The organism is Streptomyces sp. NPDC012474, assembly GCF_042955185.1.
GTDB lineage: Bacteria > Actinomycetota > Actinomycetes > Streptomycetales > Streptomycetaceae > Streptomyces > Streptomyces cahuitamycinicus.
This window is the reverse complement of sequence record NZ_JBIBEP010000020.1, coordinates 52,386-76,634: the sequence shown is the minus strand read 5'-3', so window position 1 is coordinate 76,634 and position 24,249 is coordinate 52,386. Positions and strand designations below refer to the sequence as shown.

19 protein-coding genes are annotated in these 24,249 nt (G+C 71.7%); 12 read left to right on the top strand and 7 right to left on the bottom strand.

Translation table 11 applies throughout. The annotated features are described in order from the left end of the window. Positions 1-134 precede the first annotated feature (134 nt). Together ACFY9S_RS33250 and ACFY9S_RS33245 are read left to right on the top strand one after the other, a co-directional pair. Positions 135-596, top strand: coding sequence for a carboxymuconolactone decarboxylase family protein (locus tag ACFY9S_RS33250; RefSeq protein WP_391135918.1), 462 nt, complete (start codon positions 135-137; stop codon positions 594-596). A 142-nt stretch (positions 597-738) separates the two neighbouring features. Next, the gene (locus ACFY9S_RS33245) at positions 739-1,626 is read left to right on the top strand and encodes a cellulose-binding protein (protein WP_391135916.1); all 888 of its coding nucleotides are present in this window, start codon (positions 739-741) and stop codon (positions 1,624-1,626) included. A gap of 219 nt (positions 1,627-1,845) precedes the next feature. Here the strand turns inward: ACFY9S_RS33245 and ACFY9S_RS33240 are convergent, their stop codons facing one another. From ACFY9S_RS33240 to ACFY9S_RS33225, 4 genes are all read right to left on the bottom strand, one after another. Beyond that, positions 1,846-3,459 (bottom strand): cation acetate symporter, encoded by a 1,614-nt coding sequence (locus tag ACFY9S_RS33240; protein WP_391135913.1) that lies wholly within the window; start codon positions 3,457-3,459, stop codon positions 1,846-1,848. Further along, complete coding sequence (locus tag ACFY9S_RS33235; protein ID WP_391135910.1) at positions 3,456-3,905, bottom strand: DUF485 domain-containing protein; 450 nt, start codon at positions 3,903-3,905, stop codon at positions 3,456-3,458. The genes ACFY9S_RS33240 and ACFY9S_RS33235 overlap by 4 nt, the downstream gene beginning before the upstream one ends. 337 nt (positions 3,906-4,242) lie before the next feature. Then, positions 4,243-4,743 (bottom strand): GNAT family N-acetyltransferase, encoded by a 501-nt coding sequence (locus tag ACFY9S_RS33230; RefSeq protein WP_391135907.1) that lies wholly within the window; start codon positions 4,741-4,743, stop codon positions 4,243-4,245. 20 nt (positions 4,744-4,763) lie between these two features. Further along, positions 4,764-6,257, bottom strand: a complete 1,494-nt coding sequence (locus ACFY9S_RS33225) for an MFS transporter (protein ID WP_391135904.1) — start codon at positions 6,255-6,257, stop codon at positions 4,764-4,766. Between the two features lie 469 nt (positions 6,258-6,726). On the opposite strand from ACFY9S_RS33225, the gene ACFY9S_RS33220 reads away from it, so the two are divergent. Then, a complete protein-coding gene (locus ACFY9S_RS33220; protein ID WP_033312060.1) occupies positions 6,727-7,515 on the top strand; it encodes an ABC transporter ATP-binding protein in 789 nt (262 codons plus the stop codon). Further along, positions 7,512-10,091: an FtsX-like permease family protein gene (locus ACFY9S_RS33215; RefSeq protein ID WP_391135900.1), complete on the top strand. Its 2,580-nt coding sequence runs from the start codon at positions 7,512-7,514 to the stop codon at positions 10,089-10,091. Before ACFY9S_RS33220 ends, ACFY9S_RS33215 begins: the two co-directional genes overlap by 4 nt. A 138-nt stretch (positions 10,092-10,229) precedes the next feature. On the opposite strand, the gene ACFY9S_RS33210 is transcribed toward ACFY9S_RS33215, so the two are convergent. Continuing rightward, positions 10,230-11,717 (bottom strand): DUF2079 domain-containing protein, encoded by a 1,488-nt coding sequence (locus ACFY9S_RS33210; RefSeq protein WP_391135897.1) that lies wholly within the window; start codon positions 11,715-11,717, stop codon positions 10,230-10,232. Positions 11,718-12,037: 320 nt separating this feature from the next. Here ACFY9S_RS33210 and mfd point away from each other — a divergent pair, with 320 nt between their 5' ends. Further along, positions 12,038-15,571 carry a transcription-repair coupling factor gene (mfd, locus tag ACFY9S_RS33205; protein ID WP_391135894.1) on the top strand — a complete coding sequence of 1,178 codons (3,534 nt, stop codon included), beginning with the start codon at positions 12,038-12,040 and terminating at the stop codon, positions 15,569-15,571. 370 nt (positions 15,572-15,941) lie between these two features. Here mfd and ACFY9S_RS33200 read toward each other — a convergent pair whose 3' ends face one another. Continuing rightward, the gene (locus tag ACFY9S_RS33200) at positions 15,942-16,544 is read right to left on the bottom strand and encodes a WHG domain-containing protein (RefSeq protein WP_391135891.1); all 603 of its coding nucleotides are present in this window, start codon (positions 16,542-16,544) and stop codon (positions 15,942-15,944) included. 141 nt (positions 16,545-16,685) lie between these two features. Here ACFY9S_RS33200 and ACFY9S_RS33195 point away from each other — a divergent pair, with 141 nt between their 5' ends. Then, complete coding sequence (locus ACFY9S_RS33195) at positions 16,686-17,600, top strand: hypothetical protein (protein WP_391135888.1); 915 nt, start codon at positions 16,686-16,688, stop codon at positions 17,598-17,600. Positions 17,601-17,689: 89 nt separating this feature from the next. Here ACFY9S_RS33195 and ACFY9S_RS33190 read toward each other — a convergent pair whose 3' ends face one another. Then, positions 17,690-17,884, bottom strand: a complete 195-nt coding sequence (locus ACFY9S_RS33190; RefSeq protein WP_391135885.1) for an Rv0909 family putative TA system antitoxin — start codon at positions 17,882-17,884, stop codon at positions 17,690-17,692. A 201-nt stretch (positions 17,885-18,085) separates the two neighbouring features. Between ACFY9S_RS33190 and ACFY9S_RS33185 the strand changes: the two genes are divergently transcribed. The 6 genes from ACFY9S_RS33185 (at position 18,086) to ACFY9S_RS33160 (ending at position 24,055) form a co-directional block, all read left to right on the top strand. Further along, positions 18,086-18,820, top strand: a complete 735-nt coding sequence (locus ACFY9S_RS33185) for a DUF1524 domain-containing protein (RefSeq protein ID WP_391136156.1) — start codon at positions 18,086-18,088, stop codon at positions 18,818-18,820. A gap of 159 nt (positions 18,821-18,979) precedes the next feature. Then, positions 18,980-19,726, top strand: a complete 747-nt coding sequence (locus ACFY9S_RS33180; protein ID WP_391135882.1) for an N-acetyltransferase — start codon at positions 18,980-18,982, stop codon at positions 19,724-19,726. Between the two features lie 232 nt (positions 19,727-19,958). Further along, entirely contained in the window at positions 19,959-20,597 is a 639-nt protein-coding gene (locus ACFY9S_RS33175) for a hypothetical protein (protein WP_391135879.1), read from the top strand. 38 nt (positions 20,598-20,635) lie between these two features. Next, positions 20,636-22,132, top strand: a complete 1,497-nt coding sequence (locus ACFY9S_RS33170) for a protein kinase (protein ID WP_391136153.1) — start codon at positions 20,636-20,638, stop codon at positions 22,130-22,132. Positions 22,133-22,284: 152 nt separating this feature from the next. Then, positions 22,285-22,932, top strand: a complete 648-nt coding sequence (locus ACFY9S_RS33165; RefSeq protein ID WP_391135876.1) for a SurA N-terminal domain-containing protein — start codon at positions 22,285-22,287, stop codon at positions 22,930-22,932. A gap of 103 nt (positions 22,933-23,035) precedes the next feature. Beyond that, positions 23,036-24,055: a nucleoside triphosphate pyrophosphohydrolase gene (locus ACFY9S_RS33160; protein WP_391135873.1), complete on the top strand. Its 1,020-nt coding sequence runs from the start codon at positions 23,036-23,038 to the stop codon at positions 24,053-24,055. The last annotated feature ends 194 nt before the right edge of the window (positions 24,056-24,249 follow it).

Sequence of the window (24,249 nt, the reverse complement as noted above, 5' to 3'; positions counted from 1 at the left end):
CCGGTCGCTCGTACGACCGGACCCGGCTCTTCTCATGCAAGCGCCGGAAATCTTCGCGCCGGGCTGTCACAACTTCCTGTGCCGCTCCGTCAGTGCGGTGACAGCGATGCACCGCGACACAGGAGGCAGAGATCATGCAGGCACGGATGACGAACCCGGCGTACGTCCTTTCCGGCGCGATGAAGGGAATCGGCACCCTCTTCCAGGCGATCGGTGAGAGTGGTCTGGCGCAGGACGTGGCGGAGTTGGCCGGGCTGCGCGCCAGCCAGATCAACGGCTGCGGTGCCTGCGTGCACGGGCACGTCGCCAACCTCCGCAAGGCAGGGGTGAGCGAGGAGCGCATCGCGGCCGTCGCCGCGTGGCGGCACGCGCCCTTCTTCTCGGACGCCGAGCGCGCGGCTCTGAAGCTGACGGAGGCGATGACGCGGCTTTCCGACCTCTCGGGGGAGTCGGTGCCGGACGCGCTGTGGGACGAGGTGGCCGACCACTTCGACGAGAAGGAACTCTCCGCGCTGATCCTGACCGTCTCGGTCACCAACATGTTCAACCGCATCAACACGACCATCCAGGAGCCCGCGGGCACCACCTGGGGCTGACGGCCGCAGGCTCGGCCGCGGGACCTCTGAGATGTGAGCGGAGTGTCGCGTTATGAACACTTCCGTCTGATCCACCAAGATGTGCGCTGAATCATCCCATTTCTAGCGCGACTTCACGTCGGTGTGGTGGAGAGGGGTCCGGATGAGCAGCGCGACGGTGTCACCGCACGGCTTCACGGCCGTGCGGGGGCGCGGTTACCGTCCCGAGCAGGCCGACGAGTACGCCGAGGCCCTCTCCGCGGACCGGGACGCGGCCTGGGAGAGAGCCGCCCGTCTGACGGTGCTCGCCCGGCGGATGGACGAGGAACTGGCACGACTGCGCGAGGCCGTGGCCCGGCTGCCTCCGCAGGACTACGAGACGCTCGGGGAGCGGGCGCGGCGGCTCTTCGAACTCGGTGAGCAGGAGGCCGCGGCCGTACGGGAGGGGGCGCGGGAGGAGGCGGGCCAACGCGTGGACGGGGCACGGGCGTCCGCAGCCGGCGTGCGTGACTCCGCTCGGGCGCACGCCGAGGCCGTACGCGCCGATGCCGACGAACGCGCCCGTCAGCGGCTGCTGGCCGCGCACGCCGAGGCCGACGAGACCCTGGGCGCGGCCCGGCGCGAGGCGCAGGAGCATCGGGGCGAGGCGCTGGCCGCCTTGCAGGAGATGCGGCAGCGCACCTCCGGGATGCTGGCCGAGCACGACAAGGAGCGCGCCGAGCGGTGGGCGGAGACGGAGCGGGAGGAGGCCGCCCGCGAAGCGGCGCTCGAAGCGCGCCACGGCGAGACGGCGACGCGCGCCGAGGCAGTACTGTCCGAGGCGGAGCAGGCCTTCGCCGACGCGGAGGACGCCGCGCGTGACCTGGAGGAAGAGGCCCACGCCCACGCGGCGGAACTGGTCGCCCGGGCCCGGGAGCACGCGGAGACCGTCGAGGCGGAGACGGACCGGCTCCTGCGCCTGCACGCCGGCCGACGAGACGACGCCCTCGCCCACATCGACCGCGTCCACACCAGCCTGACGGCGTGGGCGGGGCGAGCGGCGGCGGAGTGACACGTCGACGGGTGCACGCTTGCCGGTCGGCGCGGTCGGCGCGGTCGGCGCGGTCGGCGCGGTCGGCCCGCGTACCGCCTGTCGCCGGGCACGGGTGACGCACGAGACCTGTCCCCCGCCGGTACGAGTGCCGCCCCTCCCATCGCCTGCATGACGGAGGCGGCACTCGTACGCGCGCACGCGCTGCGGTGTGCGGGCCGACCGGCGGGGGTGTGGGCGTCAGGTGTCCTTGCGTACCGCGCCCGCCAGGATCCAGCCCTCGACCGCCTCGTACTGGTGGCGCTGCTCCTCCGACTTCCGGCGGCCGGAGGCGATCGTGCCCAGCCAGCCGCAGGCGAAGCCCAGGGGTATCGAGACCAGGCCCGTGGTGGTGAACGGGAACCAGTTGAAGTCGGCTTCGGGGAAGGCGGAGAGGGGTGAGCCGGAGACCAGGTTGGTGCCCGGCATCAGCACCAGGACCGCCAGGGACCCGCCGATGAGCGTGCTGAGCAGGCCCGCTCGCGTGAAGCGGCGCCAGAACAGGCTGTAGACCAGCGCGGGCGCGATGGCCGAGGCGCCCAGGCAGAAGGACAGCGTCACCAGCCATTGCAGGCTGCGGTGCTGGACCTGGGTGGCCAGGAGGATCGCGGGGACGCCCACGGCCAGGGCCGACAGCCGTGCCACGGTCATCTCGCGCCGGGGCGACATCTCCCGCACCCGGGCCGCGAACACGTCGTGCGCGAGGGAGTTGGCGCAGGCCAGAATCATGCCGGCGACGGAGGCGAGCAGGGTGAGGAAGACCGCCGTGGTGACGGTCGTGAACAGGAACGTCTCCGCCGACGACACGTCCCCTCCGAACGCGGCCTGCGAGCCCAGCAGATACGCCGTGTTGCCCTGAGGGTCGACCTGCGCGATCAGCTCCCGTCCGACCAGTGCCGTCGCGCCGAAACCGACGACCGTGATGACCAGCACGAACAGGGCCACACCCGACACCGCCCAGGACATCGAGCGCCGCACCTGCCGGGCGCTGGAGGCCGTGTACATGCGCATGGTGACGTGCGGCAGGACGCCACCGCCGAGGACCACCGTCAGCTGCGCGGTGATCATGTCCAGGTCGGGGCTGGGGCCGCCCGCGAACTGCAGGCCCGAGGAGAGGAACGCCGATCCGACGCCGCTCTTCTGGGCGGCCGCGTCGAACAGGGCTCCCGGGTCCCAGTCGAACCGGTGCAGGATCAGTATCGCGACCACCATGCCGGAGCCGAGCAGCATCACGATCTTCAGGATCTGGATGAGGGCGGTGCCCTTCATCCCGCCGATCGCCGCGTAGCTGATCATCAGCGCGCCCACGCCGATGATGCACCCCGTCTGCAGCGACTCGCCGGAGAAGCCGAGGATGAACGCCATCAGCTGCCCGGTCCCCGCAAGCTGGACGAGCATCAGCGGTACCAGTGCCGCCAGGGTCACCGCACAGGCCGCGATGCGGACGGCGCGTCCCGGCATCCGGCGGGTCAGTGCGTCGCCCATGGTGAACCGGCCCGCGTTGCGCAGCGGTTCGGCCAGCAGGAACATCAGCAGCATCAGGGACAGGGCCGTACTCAGCGCCAGCACGATCCCGTCGTAGCCGAACAGGGCGATGACGCCGCCGGTGCCCAGGACGGTCGCGGCGGAGATGTAGTCACCGGCGATCGCCAAACCGTTGCGCATGGGGGACAGGGAGCTGTAGCCGGTGTAGAACTCGTCCAGGTCGTCCCGGTCCGGGCCCGTCATCACGCACAGCAGCAGGGTGATCGTGGCGACGGCGGTGAAGCCGACGAGGGACATCGCCTGGGCGTTGCCGCTGAAAACGGTGGTCACCGTGCTCCCTCCCGCTTCGCGTCCAGCTCAGCATGCTTGCGTATCCGGTCCGCGATCGGGTCGACGCGGCGGCGGGCCGTCTGCTCGTACAGGGCGATCGCCAGCCAGGTCACGGGGACTTGCACGAGTGCCAGCAGCAGGCCGGTGGGCAGGCCGTCGGTGACGGTGCTCGTCATGAACGAGGGCGCGAACGCCGACAGGATCAGGAACAGGACGAAGTAGCCGAGTGCCGTGAGTGTGGCCACGCGCCGCTGCCGGCGGTAGGCGCTGCGCAGCAGCCGCAGGTCGCTGTGGTGTCCGAGCGCGGCGTGGCGGTGGGGACGCCGTCCGGTCGGTTCGGGAGCCTCCTGCGGTGCCCAGGGATAGGTGTCGTACGTGTACGGGTCGGAGGACGGGGGCGGATCGGGTGGGCGGTACGGGTAGGACGGGGACGGGTCGTAGGACATCCCGGTACTCCTTGCGAGGATGGGATCCGGTGCGGCGGGCCGCAGGGAGGTGGGGGGCGGGAGCCACGCAGGCTACTTCGGAGTAGGGGTTCTGCGCGAGGGTTTCGGCAAACTGATCGGTCGGTATGCGCTTACCTCTCCGACCTCGGGTGTTACCCGCGTTTACGCGGATGGCCGGGGGTTTCCCGGTGGGTCACCGGTGGTGGATCAGCGCCACCGGCGCGGGCACTTCGGCGTGATCGTCGACCGTCGCCCGGAAGGCCAGTCGCCGGTCGGTCCGGTGCGTGACCGAACTGCCCGCGAGGATCGTGAAGTTGAAGCCGCCCCTGCCTCCGGCCTAGGGGGCGGCGGCGAGGTGCCGTCGTTCGTAGCGGACCCCCGGGCGTCCACCCACCGTCGTGTTCTCCACCCGGACGAAGCCACTGCGGGCCAGGACCTTCATGGAAGCCGGGTTGTCCAGGGTCGTGACCGCGGTGAGGGACGTCAGGCCGTAGTCGGTGGCGGCCAGTCGGCACACCTTCGCGACCGCTGCCGTCGCCACGCCCCGGCCGGAGGCCTGTTCGGCGATGCGATAGCCGAGTTCGGCGCTGCCGTCCACCAGGTCTATCAGGTTCACCCGGCCGATCAGCTCGCCGTCCTCCCCGAGGACCACGTGGAAGCGGCACACGCGCGCGTGCTGCTCGTCGAGGAGCGCCTGGAGGCGTGCGGCGAACCCAGCAGCCGTGAAGAAGGCGTCCCCGCGGTCCGGCACCGTGCGGGCGAAGTACGCCCGGTTCGCCCGCTCGAACGCCAGCAGCGCGTCCGCGTGATCCGCCCGGAGGGGCTCCAAGGTCACCATGGGCGGGAGGATACGGACGGTCAGTCCTTCAGCACCGGGAATTTCCGGGGCGCGAGGAACAGCAGCACCAGGAACGCCAGGGCCGCCGCGCACGCCGCGCCCAGGTAGACCGCGTGCACCGCTTCGGCGATCGCCCGCCGGGTCGCCTCCGGCGCGCTGCCCGAGTCGAGTGCCCGCGTCACCGAGTCGAGGTCGCCCGCGCCGCCGAGCCGCGCGGCCAGCACCCCGTTGGCGACCGCGCCGAACACCGCCGCGCCGATCGTCTGGCCGGTCTGGCGGCAGAACAGCACGGACGCGGTCGCCGTACCGCGCTCCGCCCACCCCACCGTCGACTGCACACCGACGATGAGCGGCAACTGGAACAGGCCCAGCGCGGCGCCGAGCAGCAGCATCAGCAGCGTCGGCTGCCACGCCTGCCCGGGGTAGGGCAGGAAGGGGAACGCGAACAGGATCAGTGAGGCCGTGCCGATGCCCAGCATCGCCGTGTTGCGGAAACCGATCCTGCGGTACACGTGCTGGCTCAGCGCCGCCGACACCGGCCAGCTCAACGTCCAGACGGACAGGACGAAACCGGCGGCCACGGGCGCGAGGCCCAGCACCGACTGGGCGTACGTGGGCAGGAAGACCGACGGTGCGACCATCAGCAGGCCCAGCGCGCCCAGGGCCAGATTGACCGCGGCGATCGTACGGCGCCGCCACACCCAGCCCGGGATGATCGGCTCCGCCGCCCGGCGCTCCACCAGCACCACGACCGCGACCAGGGCGAGTCCCGCACCGAACAGGGCCAGTGAGGGCGCCGAGAGCCACGGCCACGCCACCCCGCCCTGCACCAGGGCCGTGAGCAGAACGCCGCCGCAGGCGAACACCGTGAGCGCCCCCGCCCAGTCCACGCGCGCGTGCGGGGCGGTTTCCCGCTCCGGCTCGTGGAGGTGACGCACGATCAGCCACAGCGCGAGCGCGCCGATCGGCAGGTTGATCAGGAAGATCCAGCGCCAGTCCGCGTAGGCGGCGAGCACCCCGCCGAGACCGGGGCCGGCGACCGCCGAGACCGCCCACACCGTCGACAGCTTCGACTGGATCTTCGGGCGGTCCTTCAGCGGATACAGGTCGGCGGCGAGTGTCTGCACCGTGCCCTGCAGCGCACCGCCGCCCAGACCCTGCACGATGCGGAAGGCGATGAGCGCCCCCATGTTCCACGCCAGCGCGCACAGCAGCGACCCGAGGAGGAAGAGCACCGACCCCGCTATGAGGACCGGCTTGCGGCCGAAGGTGTCGGAGAGCTTGCCGTACAGGGGCAGGGTGACGGTCACGGCCAGCAGATAGCCGGAGAACAGCCAGGAGAAGACGGAGAAACCGCCCAGGTCCCCGACGATCTGCGGGACGGCGGTCGAGACGATGGTCGCGTCGAGCGCGGCCAGCGCCATCGAGAGCATCAGCGCCGCGACGACGGCTCCGCGCCGGCCGGCCACGGCGGGACGCGCGGCCTCACGTTCCGCGGAACCGGTGCTGCCCACTCCGTTCCTCCCCCTCGCCCCGGCCACGCCTCGCCACGGGCCCCGTCGCTCATGTCTGCCCCTTGCACCTACTTGCCGCGGACAGCTTCCCACTTGACCCTTACGCGGCGGGAGGGTGGAGCCTGAGTGAGCTCACGGGTGGAGGCGACCCTGATGCGGCCTCCACCCTGCGGTGGACTGCCCCTAGGGGTACCTCCGTACTACGACCTGGGGAGGGTTCGTACCGACGGAGGACGAGAGGGGCGGGGGTGCGTCCTTAACCTGGCTTTACGCCGCCGGGGGGCGGTTGGCGCACCGGCGGGGGTGGGGTTTTCCACAGCAAAAGACTGCGCTGAACACCAGGGCGCGGTACCCCTCCCCGCCGCGAGACTGAAACACGTCGGACCGGTTCCTGGTCCGGCATCACGCACAGCGGCTGTCGACCAGGCGACCGCCTTCACCATCTGCTGACCGATATAGGAGACATACCGTGACATCGGCTGTAACCATTCCCAGGCACGGGGGCACTGGAGGGCGTACGGCCGTTGCCGCGCGGGCGCGGCAGGTCGTGAAGGCGTACGGATCCGGTGAGACCCGTGTCGTCGCCCTCGATCACGTCGACGTGGACATCGCACGCGGCCAGTTCACCGCGATCATGGGTCCCTCGGGATCCGGCAAGTCCACCCTCATGCACTGCCTGGCCGGGCTCGACACCGTGACGGGCGGCCAGATCTACCTCGACGAGACCGAGATCACCGGTCTGAAGGACAAGAAGCTCACGCGGCTGCGCCGGGACCGGATCGGGTTCATCTTCCAGGCGTTCAACCTCCTGCCGACGCTGAACGCCATCGAGAACATCACCCTGCCCATGGACATCGCGGGCCGCAAGCCGGACAAGGAGTGGCTGACGCGGGTCGTGGAGACCGTCGGGCTCGCCGACCGTCTCAAGCACCGGCCCACCCAGCTCTCCGGCGGTCAGCAGCAGCGCGTCGCCGTGGCGCGGGCGCTCGCCGCCCGGCCCGAGATCATCTTCGGGGACGAGCCGACCGGAAACCTCGACTCCCGCGCCGGCGCCGAGGTCCTCGGCTTCCTGCGCCGGTCGGTGGACGAGCTGGGCCAGACCATCGTGATGGTCACCCACGACCCGGTGGCCGCCAGTTACGCGGACCGGGTGCTGTACCTCGCCGACGGTCGCATCGTCGACGAGATGTTCAAGCCGACCGCGGAGGCCGTCCTCGACCGCATGAAGGACTTCGACGCCCGGGGGCGCACGTCATGACCGTCATGAAGACCTCGATGCGCAACTTCCTCGCGCACAAGGGGCGGATGGCGCTCTCCGCGATCGCCGTCCTGCTGTCGGTCGCCTTCGTCTGCGGCACGCTCGTCTTCACGGACACCATGTCCACCACCTTCGACAAGCTCTTCGCGGTCACCTCCTCCGACGTGACGGTGAGCGCCAAGGGCGCCTCCGACACCGGCGAGACGACCGCCGACAACGGCAAGCCGCCGGTCCTGCCGGCCTCCGTGCTGGGCGAGGTCCGCAAGGCGCAGGGCGTCAAGTCCGCCGAGGGCGCGGTGTTCTCCACCTCGGTGACCGTCGTCGACGCCGACAAGGACAGCCTGTCGCCCTCCAGCGGCGCCCCGACCATCGTCGGCAGCTGGAACCGCAACGAAGCCCGCACCATGAAGATCACCTCCGGTGCGGCCCCCAAGGGCGCCGACCAGATCATGGTCGACGCCGACACCGCCGACAAGCACGACCTGAAGCTCGGCGACGAGATCGGCGTGCTCACCGCCGTCGGCAACCACAACGCGAAGATCTCCGGCATCGCCGACTTCACCGTCACCAACCCCGGCGCCGCGATCTTCTACCTCGACACGAAGACCGCCCAGCAGGCCCTGGTCGGCGAGACCGGCGTCTACACCAACGTCAACGTCACCGCGGCCACCGGCGTCAGCGACGCACAGCTGAAGAAGAACGTCACGGCCGAACTCGGCGGCGGCTTCCAGGTGAAGACGGCCAAGGAGACCGCCGACGCCAACCAGAAGGACGTCGAGGGTTTCATGAACGTCATGAAGTACGCGATGCTCGGCTTCGCCGGGATCGCCTTCCTCGTCGGCATCTTCCTGATCATCAACACCTTCTCGATGCTGGTCGCCCAGCGCACCCGGGAGATCGGCCTGATGCGGGCCATCGGTTCCTCCCGCAAGCAGGTCAACCGTTCCGTGCTGGCCGAGGCGCTGCTCCTCGGCGTCGTCGGCTCGGTACTGGGCGTCGGCGCGGGCGTCGGCCTCGCCGTCGGCCTGATGAAGCTCATGGGCCAGATGGGCATGGAGCTGTCCACCGACGACCTCACGGTGGCCTGGACGACCCCGGTGGTCGGTCTCGTCCTCGGCGTGATCGTCACCGTGCTGGCCGCCTACCTGCCCGCCCGGCGCGCCGGCAAGATCTCCCCGATGGCCGCCCTGCGCGACGCGGGAGCACCCGCCGACGCCAAGGCCGGCCGGATCCGCGCCGCGATCGGCACGGTCCTCACCGGCACCGGCGGCTTCGCCCTCTACCTGGCGTCCGAGGCCGACAAGGCCAAGGACGGCTCCCTGTGGCTCGGCCTCGGCATCGTCCTGTCGCTGATCGGCTTCGTCGTCATCGGCCCGCTGCTCGCCGGCGCCGTGGTCCGCGTCCTGGGCGCCGTGCTGCTCCGCATGTTCGGCCCCGTCGGCCGCATGGCCGAGCGCAACGCCCTGCGCAACCCGCGCCGCACCGGCGCGACCGGCGCCGCGCTGATGATCGGCCTCGCCCTGGTGGCGTGCCTGTCCGTGGTCGGCTCCTCCATGGTGGCGTCCGCCACCGACCAGCTCGACAAGACCGTCGGCACGGACTTCATCATCCAGTCCGACAGCGGCCAGCTGGTCACCCCGCAGGCGGTCAAGGCCGTGAAGTCGTCGCCGGACCTGGAGCACGTCACCCAGTACAAGTGGACCGAGGCCGACTTCACCACCCCGGACGGCACGACGCTCAAGGACACGGCGATCACGGCGGCCGACCCGTCGTACGCGACCGACCTGCGCACCGAGACCGTCGCCGGCAAGCTCCCCGACGCCTACAAGCCCGACTCGATGTCCGTCCACGAGAAGTTCGCCAAGGAGCACGGCATCAGCCTCGGCTCCAAGATCGAGGTCGCCTTCAAGGACGGCTCGGCGGCCGACCTGACGGTCCGGGCAATCACCAGCAGCGACGTCGTGATCGACGCGGGCGCGATGTACACGTCCATCTCGACGATGGCCAAGTACGTCCCGGCCGACAAGATGCCCCTGGACTCGCTGGTCTTCGCCAGTGCCAAGGACGGGCAGCAGGACGCCGCCTACAAGTCCCTGAAGGCCGCGCTGCACGACTACCCGCAGTACATCGTGCGCGACCAGACCGACTACAAGGACGCCCTGAAGGACCAGATCGGCCAGCTGCTCAACATGATCTACGGCCTGCTGGCCCTGGCGATCATCGTGGCCATCCTGGGCGTTGTGAACACCCTGGCCCTGTCGGTGGTGGAGCGCACCCGGGAGATCGGCCTGATGCGGGCCATCGGCCTCTCCCGCCGCCAGCTGCGCCGCATGATCCGCCTGGAGTCGGTCGTCATCGCCCTCTTCGGTGCCTTGCTGGGCCTCGGACTGGGCATGGGCTGGGGCGCCACGGCGCAGAAGCTGCTCGCCCTGGAGGGCCTGATGGTCCTGGACATCCCCTGGCCGACGATCATCGGCGTCTTCATCGGCTCGGCCTTCGTGGGCCTGTTCGCCGCCCTGATCCCGGCGTTCCGGGCAGGCCGGATGAACGTCCTCAACGCGATCGCCACCGAGTAGCCGGACCGCCCGAGACCACCGCACACGGGGGTTGCGGGGGATGGGCCCGCCCCGGAGGTCTCCGCCTCCGGGGCGGGCCCGACGGCTTGCCGGACCGACGGACCGACGGGCGGGCGGCGGGCCGCGCCGGCCGGGCGCTCAGGCGTCGGCCCGCTGCGGGGCGGGTGCGGCGCCCTCGGCGCTTCGGGCCCCGGCCGTCTCCGTCCGGCGTTCGAGAACCACGTACCCGGCCGCCTCGCCCGCGACGGCGTACTCGGCGAGGGGGTGCAGGCTCCGGGCGTAGCCCACGGGGTCGCGGTACCTGCCGTCGATGTTCTCCAGGGCGATGTACTCCGGGATGACGCCCCGGGTGTCGCCGAGCCAGAAGACCCGGCAACGCGATGTGAGGCGGCTGATCGGGCCGATGTTGGCCTCGACGGTGGCGTCGTCGGGAATCCGCTCCAGCAGCCGTTCCACGTCGGACACCGCGGCGGGCTTGCGATAGATGCCGGCCTCGGTGAGCTGCGCCAGCGGCAGTGACGTGGTCAGCGCCAGTGCCGCCGCGGCGACGGCGGCCGGCAGGTGAGCGGCGTAGGAACGCAGCCACGCGCGCGTGCCGCGGCGAACGGCCGGGAGCGCGTCGGCGAGGGCGAGGAAGACGACCGGCATCAGGACGGCGCTGTAGTGCCAGTCGGTGCCCCAGTAGTGCTCGTCGCCGGAGACGAACCGCCAGCCGAGCGTCGGCAGCGCGACCAGCAGCAGCGGGGAGCGCAGCGCGAGCAGGCCCGTGGTCGGGATCAGCAGCCAGGCGAGCGTGCGCAGCTTGGTGCCGGTGCCGTCGAAGGGGCTGCCCGCACCGCTGACCTTGTTCCAGTAGTCGTAGCCGCCCGAGGTGTTGAACGCCGGGACGACCACCGTCAGGGCGAGCACGGTCGCCGCCACGCCGAACACCGCCACGCCGAGCGCGTACCGGACCGTCCGCGGTGACGAGCCGCCCGCCCGCCAGGCGACGACGAGCGCGATCGCGGCCAGCGTCAGCCCCAGGTCCTCCTTCACCAGCACCAGGGGAAGCGCCCACCCCAGGGCCGCGCGCGGGCGCCGCGCGAGAAGGGCCTCCAGGGAGAAGGCGATCATCGGGACGGCGAAGCAGATCTCGTGGAAGTCGAAGTCGACGGCGCGCTGGAGGCCCCAGGACAGTCCGTACGCCAGGCCGAGCGCGAGCCCGCGGCGACGGCCCAGGAGCCGGGTGGCGGCCCGCGTCACCGGCACGGCGGACAGCGCGAAGAGCGCGGCCTGCGCGACCAGCAGCGTGACCGGCGAGGGGAAGAGCCGGTACAGCGGCGCGAGCAGGGCGGTCACCGGGCTGAAGTGGTCACCGAGGATGACGAACCCCGGCCCCTTGAGGTCGGACACCGGCGCCCGCAGCTGCGCGTAGGCGCGCACGACCTGCTCGAAGATGCCCAGGTCCCAGGAGAGGCCGGTCATGTGCCGGTAGCGGCCGACGGAGACGAGCGTGTAGGCGGCGAAGAGGACCGCCGCGAGGGCCCAGGGCTCACCGCGCGCGCGGTCGGGGTGCCGGTCATCCGGGGGGTGGGTGACCGGCGTCGGTATGCGGGGCTGCGCGATCTGGACGGTGGGGGGAGGCATGCCGTGCCTTAGGGGTGCGGTGAGCGGCCGGGAGCGGCGTCCGATCGATCATGCCGGGGCGAAAACAACGGGTGGGGGTGATGTTGTGAAGGTTGGGCGGCCGTATCCCCACTTGCCGGGCAGTGTTCCTCGGGCCCCGGGATTCGGGGCCGCGCTCTCTCGCTGAGCCACGCGGGACAGGGCGGGTGTTCGCCCCGGGGAGAACGGGCGTTGTCCACAGGCCCGCCGCGCGGGCGCGCGCCGTCGTACGCTGGAGACCCCCGGCCCGCGGCGCGCGTCGGGCCCGTCGTGTTGCCCACCCCTGGACGGAAAAAGCCCCCATGAGCCTGCACGGTCTGCTCGACGCCCTAGTCAAGGACGCCGCCCTCGCGGAAGCGATCAGGGCCGCCGCAGACGGCAACCGCATGCACGTCGACCTGGTCGGCCCCCCTGCGGCCCGCCCCTTCGCGGTCGCCGCCCTGGCCCGTGACACGGGCCGCCCGGTGCTGGCGGTCACGGCGACGGGCCGTGAGGCGGAGGACCTGGCCGCGGCCCTGCGCTCCCTCCTCCCGGCCGAGGGGATCGTGGAGTACCCGTCCTGGGAGACGCTCCCGCACGAGCGGCTCAGCCCCCGCAGCGACACCGTCGGCCGCCGCCTGGCCGTGCTGCGCCGCCTGGCCCACCCCCGCCCCGACGACCCCGAGACCGGCCCGGTCTCGGTCGTCGTCGCACCCGTCCGGTCCGTGCTCCAGCCGCAGGTCAAGGGCCTCGGCGACCTGGAACCGGTCGCCCTGAGGACCGGGCAGAACACCGACCTGGGCGCGATCGTCGAAGCCCTCGCGGCAGCGGCGTACGCGCGCGTGGAGCTCGTCGAGAAGCGCGGCGAGTTCGCCGTACGCGGCGGCATCCTCGACGTGTTCCCGCCCACCGAGGAGCACCCTCTGCGCGTCGAGTTCTGGGGCGACGACGTCGAGGAGATCCGCTACTTCAAGGTCGCCGACCAGCGCTCCCTCGAAGTCGCCGAGCACGGCCTGTGGGCGCCGCCGTGCCGCGAGCTGCTGCTCACCGAGGAGGTCCGCACGCGCGCGCGTGCCCTGGCCGAACAGCACCCCGAGCTCGGTGAACTGCTCGGCAAGATCGCCGAGGGCATCGCGGTGGAGGGCATGGAGTCCCTCGCGCCGGTCCTCGTCGACGACATGGAGCTGCTGCTCGACGTCCTGCCCAAGGGCGCCATGGCCGTGGTGTGCGACCCGGAGCGGGTCCGCACGCGCGCGTCGGACCTCGTGGCCACCTCGCAGGAGTTCCTGCAGGCCTCCTGGGCGGCCACCGCCGGTGGCGGCGAGGCTCCCATCGACGTCGGCGCAGCCTCCCTGTGGTCCATCGCGGACGTCCGGGACCGGGCCCGCGAGCTGGACATGATGTGGTGGACGGTGTCGCCGTTCGCCGCCGACGAGGAGCTCGACCAGGACACCCTCAAGCTGGGGATGCACGCCCCGGAGACCTACCGGGGTGACACCGCCAAGGCCCTCGCCGACACCAAGGGCTGGCTCGCCGACGGCTGGCGCACGGTGTTCGTCACCGAGGCGCACGGCCCGGCGGCCCGTACGGTCGAGGTGCTGGGCGGCGAGGGCATCGCCGCCCGTCACGACGCCGACCTGGCCGAGATCTCCCCGTCGGTCGTGCACGTGGCGTGCGGCTCGATCGAGCACGGATTCGTCGACCCGGCCCTCAGAGTCGCCGTCCTGACCGAGACGGACCTGACGGGCCAGCGGGCGGCGGGCCGCGACGGCACCCGGATGCCGGCCCGCCGCCGCAAGACCATCGACCCGCTCACCCTGGAGCCGGGCGACTACATCGTCCACGAGCAGCACGGCGTGGGCCGCTACATCGAGATGGTGCAGCGCACCGTGCAGGGCGCGACCCGCGAGTACCTGGTCGTCGAGTACGCCCCCGCCAAGCGCGGCCAGCCCGGCGACCGCCTCTACATCCCCACCGACCAGCTGGAGCAGATCACCAAGTACGTCGGCGGCGAGGCCCCCACCCTGCACCGCCTCGGCGGCGCCGACTGGACGAAGACGAAGGCCCGCGCCAAGAAGGCCGTCAAGGAGATCGCCGCCGACCTCATCAAGCTGTACAGCGCGCGCATGGCCGCCCCCGGCCACGCCTTCGGGGCGGACACCCCCTGGCAGCGCGAACTGGAGGACGCCTTCCCCTACGCGGAGACGCCCGACCAGCTCACCACCATCGCCGAGGTCAAGGAGGACATGGAGAAGACGGTCCCGATGGACCGCCTGATCTGCGGTGACGTCGGCTACGGCAAGACCGAGATCGCGGTCCGCGCCGCCTTCAAGGCCGTCCAGGACGGCAAGCAGGTGGCCGTCCTGGTGCCCACGACCCTGCTGGTGCAGCAGCACTTCGGGACGTTCAGCGAGCGGTACGCGCAGTTCCCGGTGAGCGTCAAGGCCCTCTCCCGTTTCCAGACCGACACCGAGGCCAAGGCGACCCTGGAGGGCCTGCGCGAGGGCTCGGTCGACATCGTCATCGGCACCCACCGCCTGTTCTCGTCCGAGACGAAGTTCAAGGACCTGGGCCTGGTCATCGTCGACGAGGAGCAGCGCTTCGGCGTCGAGCACAAGGAGCAGCTGAAGAAGCTCCGCGCGAACGTCGACGTGCTGACGATGTCCGCGACCCCGATCCCCAGGACGCTGGAGATGGCGGTCACGGGCATCCGCGAGATGTCGACGATCACCACCCCGCCGGAGGAGCGCCACCCGGTACTCACCTTCGTCGGCCCCTACGAGGAGAGGCAGATCGGCGCCGCGATCCGCCGTGAGCTGCTGCGCGAGGGCCAGGTCTTCTACATCCACAACCGCGTCGAGTCGATCGACCGTGCGGCGGCCCGGCTGCGCGAGATCGTCCCCGAGGCGCGCATCGCCACCGCCCACGGGCAGATGTCGGAGGGGGCGCTGGAGCAGGTCGTGGTCGACTTCTGGGAGAAGAAGTTCGACGTGCTGGTGTCCACGACGATCGTGGAGTCCGGCATCGACATCTCCAACGCCAACACCCTGATCGTGGAGCGCGGCGACAACTTCGGCCTGTCGCAGCTGCACCAGCTGCGCGGCAGGGTGGGCCGGGGCCGCGAGCGCGGCTACGCCTACTTCCTCTACCCGCCGGAGAAGCCGCTGACCGAGACCGCGCACGAGCGGCTCGCGACCATCGCCCAGCACACGGAGATGGGCGCCGGCATGTACGTGGCCATGAAGGACCTGGAGATCCGCGGCGCGGGCAATCTCCTCGGCGGCGAGCAGTCGGGTCACATCGCGGGCGTCGGCTTCGACCTGTACGTGCGGATGGTCGGCGAGGCCGTCGCCGACTACCGGCGGCAGCTGGAGACCGGAGAGATCGAGGAGGAGCCGCCGCTCGAGGTCAAGATCGAGCTGCCTGTCGACGCGCACGTCCCGCACGACTACGCGCCGGGCGAGCGCCTCCGCCTCCAGGCGTACCGCTCCATCGCCTCCGCCAACTCGGAGGAGGACATCAAGGCGGTCCGCGAGGAACTCGTCGACCGCTACGGCAAGCTGCCCGAACCGGTGGAGAACCTGCTGCTCGTCGCGGGCCTGCGCATGTTCGCGCGCGCGTGCGGTGTCGGCGAGATCGTGCTGCAGGGCAACAACATCCGGTTCGCGCCGGTGGAGTTGCGCGAGTCGCAGGAGCTGCGGGTCAAGCGGCTGTACCCCGGGGTCGTCCTCAAGCCGACGGTGCACCAGGTGCTGGTGCCGCGTCCGAAGACCGCGAAGGTGGGCGGAAAGCCACTGGTCGGGCGGGAGTTGCTGGCATGGGTCGGGGAGTTCCTCACCTCGGTGCTGGGGTCCTGACGCCGGGTCCGCTGAAGCCCCGTCAGGCCCCCGGCCGTACGTGCGCGCCGGTGGCCAGACGCTGTACGGCCCCTGCGGGTGCGGGTGCGGGTGCGGGTGCGCGGGGGGCGTGAGCGCGGGCGCGCGGGTGGCCTCGTGCCAGGCCGCCCCCGGTCGTACACGCGCACCGGCGTCCTTCGTCGGTTCAGGAGGCGTTCACCCGGGGCCCGGGGTCTCGTCCTGGGCCACCGCCGTTCGAGCGGGTGCGCCGGTGGTCTGGCGCGTCGTGCGCGTGTGCTGCCGCCCGGTCTTCGGATACGGGGATGTCATGCGGGGATCGTCCCGCCTTGACGTCAGTGTCAAGGTCAAGCGGGTGCCGCCCGGGGCGCTGCTACTCGGCGGGGCGGAACAGCATCGCCGCCAGCCCGCGGAAGACCTCCTCGGGGTCCTGGTCGCCCACCGGGCCGTCGAGGTTGTGGCTGAGGAGCAGCGTGGCGAATCCGTGGGCCAGGGACCAGGCGGCGACACCGGCGAGCCGGGCGTCGGTGCCGCGGCCCTGCGGCGGTACGGCGGCGACGGCGTCGCGCAGGGCGTCACCGGCCAGGGTGCGGGCTGTGGCCAGTTCCAGGTCGCCCTCGCGCAGCAGCTCGGGCGCGAACATCACCTGGAAGTGCGCCGGATGCTCCCGCGCGAAACGCACGTAGCGCACGCCCGCCTCCTTCAGCTCCGCCGCCCGCCTGAGCGTGGTCGCCAGCAGCCCGAAGCCCTCGGCGGCGATCGCCGTGAGCAGGCCCGCGCGGTCTTTGAAGTGGTGGGCCGGAGCGGCGTGCGACACGCCGGCACGGCGGGCGAGGTCGCGCAGACTCAGCGCGGCCGGGCCGTCCGCCGCGATGACGTCCAGGGCGGCGCTGAGGATGGCGCGGCGCAGGTCACCGTGGTGGTAAGGGCGGTTGGCAGGGCCGTTCTCGTTCGCTGACGACTTGCTGGTGCTCATGGTCAGGAGCGTACGTGCGCACGCCAAATCTTGTCATTGACAAGTCGGGGCCGCTTCGGGCAATCTTGTCAGTGTCAAGTTGTGCGGACCGGATGAGACGAGTCACGCGCCGCGGGGTCGGGTGCGAGCGGGAGGTACGCCATGCCGGAACAGATCAGTGAGATCGACGAGAGTGTCGGGGCGCGGGAGGCCGGCGTGGAGCCGGCTCGCGTGCGCCAGATGTGGCACCTGCTGGAGCCCCTGCATGCAGTGCTGTACTACGCGCCGGAGGCGTTCGAGGAAGCGGCCGCCCTCGGGTACGGCACGGGGGAGCGGTGGCCGAGTTACTTCCCGTATCGCGCGGCCCCGTTGGGGCGGGTCGGACCGGAGCAGGTGGCCTCGGCCTTCTACAGCTTCAGTCCGCGCATGGTCGCCGAGCACGCCGAGCCGGCGTGGAGGGTCGCGAGCCCCGACGCGGTGATCGAGGCGAGGACGCGGGCGGTCGACAGGGCCTACCGCGCCATACTCGGCGACCGGATGACCGGCCCCGAGCTGGCGGAGGCCGCCGCACTCGCCCGGCGCGCGGCAGAGTCCGCGGACACGGCCGCCCGCCCGCTGGCCACGGCCAATGCCGCGCTCGACTGGCCGCAGGCCCCGCACCTGCAGCTCTGGCACGCGGCGACGATCCTGCGTGAACACCGCGGCGACGGCCACCTCGCGGCCCTGCTGGTGGCGGGCCTGGATCCCGTGGAGTCGCTCGTCTCCTTCGCCGCGATAGGTGCCGCGTCGGTGGAACGCTTCGAAAGCCGCGGCTGGAGTCCCGAGGAGTGGACGGCCGCGCGCGACCGCCTGGCCGCCAGGGGGCTGGTCGACGCGGACGGCGCGGCCACAGTGGCGGGCCGCGCCCTGCGCCACCGCGTGGAGCGGCACACCGACCAACTGGCCTCCGGGCCCTGGCAGTCACTCGGCCCGGCCGACGCCGACCGTCTCGCCGAGTTGCTGGGCGACTTCTGGGTCGCGGTCCTGGCGTCGGGCCTGCTGCCCTCGGAAACGACGCTGGGCATAGGCAAGGTCTGACCGGAGAAGCGGCCGGCTCCGGGCACGGGAAGCCGCCCGCGGGAGATGCGTCCGGATCTCCGCGGACGGCCTTTGAGCTGGAGGCCTTACTACTGTTCGGGCCGGTCGCGGTCGCGGTCGCGGTCGCGGTCCATGCCCAGCGAGCCCTCGACGCGCTGCTGGCCGGAGTCGACCTGGTCCTCGTACTTGCGGCCGGTCCTCTCGTTGATCCGCTCCTCCGCGGTGTCAGAGCCTTGCTTGCCCTTGTTCCGCGCCTGGCTCTTGAACTTGTCGAAGATACCCATGCAAAGCTCCCTCCGGAGATGACTCAGAACCGACGATACGCGCGGGATGCAAAGTATGCGCATTGAGGCCCGCTGTGGTCTGAACCTCTTCCTCGCTACCGTGGGCTCCGGCACGGGCCGCCCGTGCCGGAGCGGAACAGGCATACAGAGGAGGGGCGCACGGTGACGCGTCTGAGGGGCGGGGCGGCACTGGCTGTCGCGATGGTGTTCACCGGTTCGGCGCTGGCCGGCTGCGAAGGTCTGACCCCGCCCGCGGACCGCGGCGGCGCCTCAGGTTCCGGCGCTCCGGCCGCCGGCGACGGGCGGGCCGCGAACCCGCTGGACAACCCGGACGGCACCGAGCCGGGACTGGCGGCGGTCACCTCCGGCGCGGACAAGGCCAGGGCCCGCGCCCTGATCGAGAAGGTGGCGACCAAGGGGCGCGGCCCGAGAACGGGCTACGAGCGAGATGAGTTCGGCTATGCGTGGATGGATACGGCGGACGGGGTACCGCTGGCGAGGAATGGTTGTGACACGCGCAACGACTTGCTGAAACTCCATGGGCGGCACGTGCGGTTCCGTTCCGGCTCCGACTGCGTGGTCGTTGCGATGGAGCTGTACGACCCCTACACCGGCAAGGACATCGACTGGAAGAAGGCGAAGGCCACCGAGGTGCAGATAGACCACGTGGTCCCGCTGTCCTACAGCTGGCAGATGGGCGCCGCCCGATGGCCGGAGAGCAAGCGCAAGCAACTGGCGAACGACGTGCTCAACCTGCTCCCTGTCGAAGGGCGCGCCAACTCGGCGAAGCGGGACTCGGGACCCGCGTCCTGGTTGCCGCCGAACAAGAAGATCCGGTGCTCGTACGCGGTGCGGTTCGCGCAGGTCGCCGACAAGTACGAGCTTTCGGTGACGACGGCCGACAAGGCGATGATGCTGAAGCAGTGCGAAGGCTAAGGCTGGTAGAGCCGCAGACCTGGGAAAACGTCATCGCTCGCGGACTGTGGGAGACAAACGCCCCAACTGTGGCCGAGCGCATGCAGAGGACCGTGACGGAGCTGCCGGGACCGAAGAATTCGGTTCCGGGCGTCCGCCGCCTGCGCCTACCGTGATCACATGCAGCCGAAGATATCGAGCCTCGCCGACCGCCCGGACATGCTGGAGCGGGTCGTAGGGATGGCGGACAGCTGGCCGGAGTTCGTGATCCAGGACCTCGTGGGCGCCGCCCACTTCCCGCGGATCGCCACCGAACTGCCGGAGTACGTCCTGTTCGCCGAAGACGAGCAGGGCGAGGTCGTCGCGAACGCCTACAGCGTGCCGTTCGCCCTCGGCACCGAGCACCGCGGCGGCCGACTGCCGGCCAACGGCTGGGACGCGGTGCTGGTGTGGGCCTTCTCCGACCTGCGGCGCGGGGTCCGGCCCGACACCGTCAGCGCGATCTCGGTCTCCATCGCCCCGCAGGCGCAGGGGCGCGGCCTGTCCGGGGTGATGCTCTCGGCCATGCGGGACAACGCCCGGGCCCGCGGTTTCAGCGAAGTCGTCGCCCCGGTCCGCCCCAACGCCAAGCACCTGGAGCCGCACACGCCGATGGAGGAGTACGCCCGTCGCGTCCGCCCCGACGGCCTGCCCCAGGACCCGTGGCTGCGCGTCCACGCCCGGGCCGGGGCCACCATCGACTCGGTGGCACCGGCGTCCATGACGGTGTCCGCCCCGCTCGCGGACTGGCGCCGCTGGACGGGTCTGCCCTTCGACACCGACGGCGACATCGAGGTGCCGGGCGCTCTGGTGCCGGTGCGCTGCGAGGTGGAGCGCGGGTACGCGGTGTACGTCGAACCCAACGTGTGGATGCGGCATCCCGTGTAGGACCGGGCACGCGTGTAGGACCGGGCAGGGCGTGACGGACCGGGGCGGGTGACGGACCGGACGGCCTACGACGGCCCGAGGACGGGCTGTTCGCACGAAGTGATCAGCATGACAACGGTTCGGTACAACCCGTGACCGCTTGTCCTTGTCGGGCTATACGCTCGGATTCCCCAAGAGGGTCTGTCACTCGCACGTCCGTCCCCATCGCCCACACACCGGTCCAGGAGCAGTCATGTACGGCCACGGCGCGGCGCCGCCTCCCCGCAGCGCGGCAACGGTGATCTCCCTGCGCGTGCTGTTCGCCGCAGCCGGTTTCCTCACGTGCGGCGTGCTGGCCTGCGTACCGCTGTTCCGGGTGGCCGTCCTGCGCGGCCGGGCCCTCGACTGGGTGCTGGCCTGGGTGAGTCTGCCGCTGGCCATCGCGTGCTTCGCCGTGATCGGCGCGCTGCCGGAGGACGACCTCCGGACCGACATCGCGCTGGCCATGATCCTGCTGCTCGGAGCGGGCGCCGCCGTCTACTTCCTCGTCGTGGACATCGGCCACCACGGCGAGCAGCGCAGGCTCGCGGGCTACGCGTCGCCCCACGCGCAGACGGTCACGCACACCCCGTACGGCTACCCGCACCCCGCGCCGCCGTACGCCCCGGCGTCCACGCCCGTCCCGCAACCACCCGCACCCGTACCTCACGCACCCGCTCCCCACGACTCCACGCCCCAGGCCGCGGGGCCCATCCAGCCGCCCTTGCCGCCCCAGCGCCCCGCCCCCGCCCGCATCGACCAGGTCCGCGCCGAACTCGACGAGCTCAGCGACTACCTGCGCCGGCACGAGGGCGAAGGCCACCGGGACGGCAGACACGAGGGCGGACGGTGACCGCGGCGGCAGGACGGGTCGTCGCCGGCCGCTACGAGCTGTCCACCGTCCTGGGGCAGGGCGGCATGGGCCAGGTGTGGACGGCGTACGACCAGCGGCTCGACCGGCGCGTGGCGGTGAAGCTGCTGCGCCCGGACAAGGTGGCCGGGCAGGACGCGGAGGAACTGCGCCGCCGTTTCGTGCGCGAGTGCCGGGTGACCGCGCAGGTCGACCACCCCGGCCTGGTCACCGTGCACGACGCGGGCAGCGAGGGCGAGGAGCTGTTCCTCGTCATGCAGTACATCGACGGCGCCGACCTCGCCGGACACCTCGCCGAGCACGAGCCGTACCCCTGGCAGTGGGCGGTCGCGGTCGCCGCGCAGTTGTGCGCCGTGCTGAGCGCCGTGCACGCCGTGCCGATCGTCCACCGCGACCTCAAGCCGCGCAACGTGATGGTGAAGCAGGACGGCACGGTCACCGTCCTCGACCTCGGCGTCGCCTCCGTCATGGACGCGGACACCACGCGCCTCACTCACACCGGCACCCCGATCGGCTCGCCCGCCTACATGGCCCCGGAGCAGGCCATGGGCGGCGCGGTCGGCCCCTACACGGACCTGTACGCGCTCGGCGTGGTCCTGCACGAACTGCTCAGCGGTGACGTGCCCTTCTCCGGCTCCACGGCCCTCGGCGTCCTGCACCGGCACCTGTACGAGCCCCCACTGCCCGTACGCCGCGTCCGTCCCGAAGTCCCCGAGGCACTGGAGGCCCTCGTCCTGCGCCTCCTCGCCAAGGACCCGCAGCACCGGCCCGCCTCCGCGCAGGAGGTGTACGAGCATCTGGAGCCGCTCCTGCCCGCGCGCGGGACGCCCACCGGAGCGGCCCTGGATCCCATGCGCCCGTTCCTGCGCCCGCACGCCCCCTGGCCGGATCGTGCGCGCACCCCCGCTCCCCAGCCCACTCCCGCCGCACCCGTCACCGATACGCCGGGGCAGACGGACATCGCCCGCGCCGTGGACGAGGTCAAACGGCTCCTCGGCGAGGGTCGCGTCACCCAGGCCGTCGACATCCTCGGAGCGATCCTGCCGGCCGCCGCCGAACAGCACGGCGCGCACTCCCCGGTCGTGCGCACCCTGCGCAAGCAGTACGCGGCGACGCTCCTGGACGACGGCCAGTACCGGCGCGCCCTGCCCGAACTGCGCCGTCTCGCCGACGAACGCGCCGCCGAAGCGGGCCAGTCCGACCCGCAGGCCCTGCGCCACCGCTACGAGGCCGCCCAGTGCCTCGAACAGCTGGGCGAACCGGCCGCGGCGCTCGCCGAGTACCGGGCGGTGCTGCCGTACTACGAGAACCAGTACGTCGCCGCCGGCGGCCCGGAGCTGGCGCACGACGTCCGCCGCCGTATCGGGCACCTCCTGCTCGCCCTCGGCGACCGGGGCGCCGCCCACGACACCCTGGCCCGCCTCCTGCACGACGTGGAGCGCACCCACGGGCCCGGGCACCCGCTGGGCGCGGAGATCCGCAGGACGCTGCAGTGGCTGGGGCAGGTTCGCGGCTGACGACCGCCCCGCGGCCGCGGCGGAGGCGCGGCGGTGCCGGAAGTTCCCGGTGAATCGTTGGTCGAATGGGTTGGCCAGAGCTTGGCCACTGCCTACCATCGATCATCGCAAGACTTTGTGCACCGTCGCACAATCTCCTCGGGAGGCTCCCCTTGCACCGCCGCCGTCGTACCGCGCTCGTCCTCACCGCCGCGATCGCCGCCGCGGCGCCCCTGCTCACCGCCTGCGGAAACGACGCGCATCCCGGCGCGGCAGCCGTGGTGGGCGGCCAGCGGATCACCGTCTCCCAGCTCGACGAGCGGGTCGGCGAGGTACGCGCGGCCCAGCGGGCGGCCGTGCAGGACGAGGCCCAGTACCAGCAGGCCATCGCCAGAACCGGCACGCTCACGCGCGACACCCTGCAGACCATGGTCCTGGACCGGGTGCTGCACCGCGCCGCCGAGGACGCCGGCGTGACCGTCTCCCGCAAGGACATCCAGGCGATGCGGTCCGGCCTGGAGCAGCAGGCAGGCGGCGCCAAGGCGCTGGAGAGGACCTGGCTCCAGCAGTACGGCATCCCTCCGCAGCGCCTCGACGAGAACCTCCGCCTCCAGCTGGAGGCCCAGAAGCTCGCCGAGAAGCTCGGCACGGACACCGGCCGCCCCGAGTTCTGGAAGGCCCTCTCCGACGCCTCCAAGGACCTGAACATCGACCTCAACCCCCGCTACGGCACCTGGGACGTCCAGAAGAGCAGCCGCGCGGACGCCAAGACGCCGTGGGTGCGGGACGTCACGTCGGCACAGAACCAGCAGGGCATGTAGGGCCCCTGCGGTTCGGCGCACCCGTCGGGCCCTTCAGCCCGTCCACATCCAGGCCCTGTGGATAACTTCGGGTGCTGTCGGCGGCGTGGGATAGCTTCGAACCGTGAACGCCAACAGCCCCGAAGCCACCCCGGGCCCCGAGCGGACCGCTCCCGACGCGGCCGCCGCCCCCGGCCGCATCGTCCTGCTCACCACCAGCCACCGCGTCGCGCCCGGCCTGCTCTCCTGGCCCGCCTGGCAGGCACTGCACGCGGCGGACCGGGTGCTGTGCGCGGACGGAGCCCATCCGCAGCTGCCGTATCTGCGTGAGGCGGGGATACAGGTCGACGAGGCGTCCCCCACCGCGCAGGAACTGGTCGACGCCTGCTCCGGCGGCCGCACGGTGGTCGTGGTGGCGACGGGCGAGGGCGAACCGGCCCTGACGGACGGCCTGGCCCGCCTGGCCGGAACCGGCCGTATCGCCATGCCCCAGCTGGAGCTGCTGCCCGCCTCCTACGACCTCCCGGGCGCGCGTCTCCTCGACCTCGTCCAGGTCATGGACCGCATCCGCGCCGAGTGCCCCTGGTCTTCCCAGCAGACCCACCAGGGCCTGGCCAAGTACGGCATCGAGGAGGCGTACGAACTCGTCGAGGCGATCGAGGAGGGCGACCGCGACGAACTGCGCGAGGAGCTCGGCGACGTCCTGCTCCAGGTCGTGTTCCACGCCCGCATCGCCGAAGAAGCCCGCCCGGAGGAAGGGGAGACACCCTTCTCCATCGACGACGTGGCCGGCGGCATCGTCGCCAAGCTGATCCACCGCCACCCGCACGTCTTCGGTGACGCGACGGCCACGACCCCCGAGGAGGTCAAGGAGCACTGGCTGCGCACCAAGGCGGTCGAGAAGCAGCGGACCTCGATCACCGAGGGCATACCCCTCGGCCAGCCCGGCCTGGCCCTCGCCGCCAAGCTGGCCTCCCGCGCCCGCACGGCGAACCTGGACGTACCGCTCCCACCCGCCGGAGGCATCGGCTACGAGCTCCTGGCCCTGGCGGTCCGCGCCGAGTCGGAGGGCGTCGACCCGGAGGCGGCACTGAGAGCGGCGGCCCGCGCCTACCGGGACGCGATCAGGAATGCCGAGGGCTGAGCGGCCGGGGGAGGAGACGGGGCTCTCGGAGGCCGGATGTCGGAAGCCGGCGCCGGAACCCGGCAGCCGGAGCCAGAGCCGGAGCCGGACGTCGGAATCCGGAGGCCGGCAGCCAGAGCCGGAGCCGGACGTCGGAATCCGGAGCCGGAGGCCGGATGTCGGAAGCCAGACGTCGATCGTCTGACGTCGGAGGC